The 3,708-nt window shown below is 41.2% G+C and carries 3 protein-coding genes; 1 reads left to right on the plus strand and 2 read right to left on the minus strand.

The window, feature by feature from the left end; genetic code table 11:
* Positions 1-150 (minus strand): transposase domain-containing protein (locus N482_RS24130; protein ID WP_231100797.1); only part of this gene is annotated, 150 nt, incomplete at its 3' end.
* 172 nt (positions 151-322) lie between these two features.
* Positions 323-1,132 carry a pyruvate, water dikinase regulatory protein gene (locus N482_RS05440; protein WP_063376101.1) on the minus strand — a complete coding sequence of 270 codons (810 nt, stop codon included), beginning with the start codon at positions 1,130-1,132 and terminating at the stop codon, positions 323-325.
* A 141-nt stretch (positions 1,133-1,273) separates the two neighbouring features.
* Here N482_RS05440 and ppsA point away from each other — a divergent pair, with 141 nt between their 5' ends.
* Positions 1,274-3,649, plus strand: coding sequence for a phosphoenolpyruvate synthase (ppsA, locus tag N482_RS05445; RefSeq protein WP_063376102.1), 2,376 nt, complete (start codon positions 1,274-1,276; stop codon positions 3,647-3,649).
* The last annotated feature ends 59 nt before the right edge of the window (positions 3,650-3,708 follow it).

Genomic DNA, 3,708 nt, shown 5'->3' on the forward strand with positions numbered 1-3,708 from the left:
ACCACTAACCACTAACCAAAGAACCACTAACCAAAGAACCATATCGCTGGGAAGTTTGCGTCTCCTGATTGTCGCTTTAGTTGATAATTCTGCTGCCTGTGCAACCCACTCAACAAAAATGTGTTCACAAAATGTAGACAATTGAGCCAACTGTTCAAAAAATAAACTTCAGTGATGAATCATCGATAACATCGTCGAACAAATAAGTGTTTGCCATAAAAAAATCCGTAATCAGAAAACTAATTACGGATTTTGCATGATATTTTAGATCGGTCCACTAATCATTTTCTTAATAGTTCAGCATTGCGCTAAAAGCGGTTTTTTAATATTTGTGCCTAGACAAACCAGCTTCCGCTATAATCTTGGCTGATATTTCTTCAACAGAAAACTTTGTAGAATTCAAAAATGGCGTTTTATGCATCTTGAAAAGCATTTCAACTTCTCTTACTTCGATACGACACTGCCTTATTGAAGCATACTTCGAATTTGCCATTCGCTCTTGACGAATAGACGCCAACCTCTCTGGATCTATGGTCAAACCAAAAAGCTTTTTCTTATGTTCCAATAGAAATTTAGGAAAGTTACCTTTTTCGAGGTCATCTTCAGTAATGGGGTAGTTTGCGGCTTTAATACCATATTGCAATGCAAGATATAAGCTAGCGGGAGTCTTACCACTGCGGCTCACACCAACAAGTATGATATCTGCCTCGTCGTAGTCCTTGATATTAGCGCCATCATCGTTTGCCAGCGCATAATTAACCGCCGATATTCTAAAGTCATAAGTTTTTTCGTGAATGCTATGTGTTCTATGTACTTTTGGAACAGGTTTAACCTTAAGCTCTCGTTTGACTATTTCACTAGCATAAGAAAGAAAGTCATAACAAACCCCTTCTGAAGACAAAATAATATCGGACAATTCTGGATTAACAAATGTGAAGAATACAAGGGGAGGCTCACCGCTTGATTCAGCCAATTTATTTATTGTCGCTTTCACTACGTTTGCTTTGTCGACAGTTTCAATAAATGGAAGCGTCTTGTGGTCAAACTCTACAGGGAACATAGACAGAGTTGCATGCCCAAAAACTTCAGCTGTAATAGCTGTGCCATCTGAAATATAAAATGCTGTTCTCATTTTAACCTTTTCATTACTTTTTTAGTATTTTTTCAAGTCTTGGTTTACGCGCCTATACTTACCGTTGTAGAATGCCTTCGACCTAAAGGAAGGTCAAACAATCTCTCACATTTATTACAATTTGTTTTTGGAGACAGTTCCGTGCAAGACTACGTTCTCTGGTATCAAGAATTAGGTATGCATGACGTACCTCGAGTTGGTGGTAAAAACGCTTCTCTAGGTGAAATGATATCTAACCTTGCTAACGCTGGTGTACAAGTACCAGGTGGATTCGCGACCACAGCAGAAGCTTTCAATGAGTTCCTTGAGCAGTCAGGGCTTAATGAAAAAATCCACACTATTTTAGACACCCTAGATGTCGACGATGTCAATGAGCTGGCAAGAGTGGGTGGCCAGATTCGACAGTGGGTAATCGACACTCCTTTCCAACCAGAATTAGATCAAGCCATTCGTGAAGCGTACAAAATACTTCATGGCGAAGATAGTCACGACGTATCTTTTGCCGTACGCTCATCTGCAACCGCAGAAGACATGCCAGACGCCTCTTTCGCTGGCCAGCAAGAAACTTTCCTAAACGTTCGCGGCATCGACGCCGTTATGGTTGCTATCAAACACGTTTTTGCATCTCTATTTAATGACCGAGCGATTTCTTATCGTGTACACCAAGGTTATGACCACAGAGGTGTGGCTCTATCAGCCGGCATTCAACGCATGGTACGTTCGGACAAAGCCTCTTCTGGTGTAATGTTTTCAATCGATACCGAGTCTGGTTTTGAAGATGTAGTATTTGTTACTTCAAGCTACGGCCTAGGTGAAATGGTTGTACAAGGTGCAGTCAACCCAGACGAGTTCTATGTACACAAACCAACTCTAGCGAAAGGCAACCCAGCTGTAGTTAGAAGAAACATTGGCTCAAAAGCAATTCAAATGATTTACTCAAGTGACGAGTCACACGGTAAACAAGTAGAAATTGTAGATATGGATCCTACGCTTTCGAACAAATTCTCTATTACAGACGAAGAAGTTCAAGAGCTAGCGAAACAAGCTGTGATTATCGAAAAGCACTACGGTCGTCCAATGGACATCGAGTGGGCAAAAGACGGTAATGATGGCAAGCTTTACATTGTTCAAGCTCGACCTGAAACAGTTAGGTCAAACGAAGACGCGAATGTAATGGAACGCTTCCAATTGCAAGAGAAGTCGAACGTGGTTTGCGAAGGTAGAGCTATCGGTCACAAAATTGGCACCGGTATTGTACGTGTTCTAACATCAATCGATGAAATGGACAAAGTACAACAAGGCGATGTACTTGTAACAGATATGACAGACCCAGATTGGGAACCAATCATGAAGAGGGCATCTGCTATTGTTACTAATCGCGGCGGAAGAACTTGTCACGCAGCTATCATTGCTCGAGAACTAGGTATCCCGGCTGTCGTAGGGTGCGGTAACGCAACAAACACAATTAAACACGGCGACGCGGTAACGGTTTCTTGTTCAGAGGGGGATACTGGTTACATTTATGAAGGCGAGTTGAAGTTTGAAGTTATTTCTTCTCGCATTGATTCAATGCCAGACCTACCGTTAAAGATCATGATGAATGTTGGTAACCCAGATAGAGCATTTGATTTTGCAAAGTTACCACATGCAGGTATCGGACTCGCGAGACTAGAGTTCATCATCAACCGAATGATTGGCGTTCATCCTAAAGCGCTAATTAACTTTGACAGTCAGTCAGAAGAACTTAAAGCAGAGATCACCGACATAATCGCTGGCTATGAGTCTCCAATTGAGTTTTACATTGCTAAATTAGTAGAGGGTATAGCTACTCTTGGTTCTGCATTTGCACCAGAAAAAGTGATTGTTCGTATGTCTGACTTTAAGTCAAACGAATACGCCAACCTAATTGGTGGTCAACAATACGAGCCCGAAGAAGAAAACCCGATGATTGGTTTCCGTGGTGCATCACGTTATATCTCTGAAGATTTCAGAGAATGTTTCGCACTTGAATGTGAAGCGATTAAACGTGTTCGAAACGAAATGGGTCTTACAAATGTTGAAATTATGATTCCGTTTGTAAGAACATTAGAAGAAGCAGCCAAAGTAATCGAGCTGCTAGAAGAGCACGGATTAAAGCGTGGCGAAAATGGCCTTCGTGTAATTATGATGTGCGAGCTTCCTTCTAATGCATTGTTGGCTGACGAGTTTTTAGAGTACTTCGACGGATTCTCTATTGGTTCAAATGACTTAACTCAGCTTACACTAGGTTTAGATAGAGATTCAGGACTGATTGCTCATTTATTCGATGAGAGAAATCCAGCTATTAAGAAGCTACTTTCTATGGCTATTAAAACGGCTAAAGAAAAAGGCAAGTATGTAGGTATTTGTGGACAAGGCCCTTCAGACCACGAAGACTTTGCAGCTTGGTTAGTAGAGCAGGGCATCGATACGGTTTCTTTAAATCCAGACACTGTGCTTGAAACTTGGTTATACCTTGCTGAAAAATTCGAGAACTAAGTTCTTTCTTTGCGCCTAGTATCATCTAGGCGCTACATTTCATTTCTACATTTCATTTC

The sequence above is a fragment of the Pseudoalteromonas luteoviolacea NCIMB 1942 genome, assembly GCF_001625595.1.
Lineage (GTDB): Bacteria > Pseudomonadota > Gammaproteobacteria > Enterobacterales > Alteromonadaceae > Pseudoalteromonas > Pseudoalteromonas luteoviolacea_A.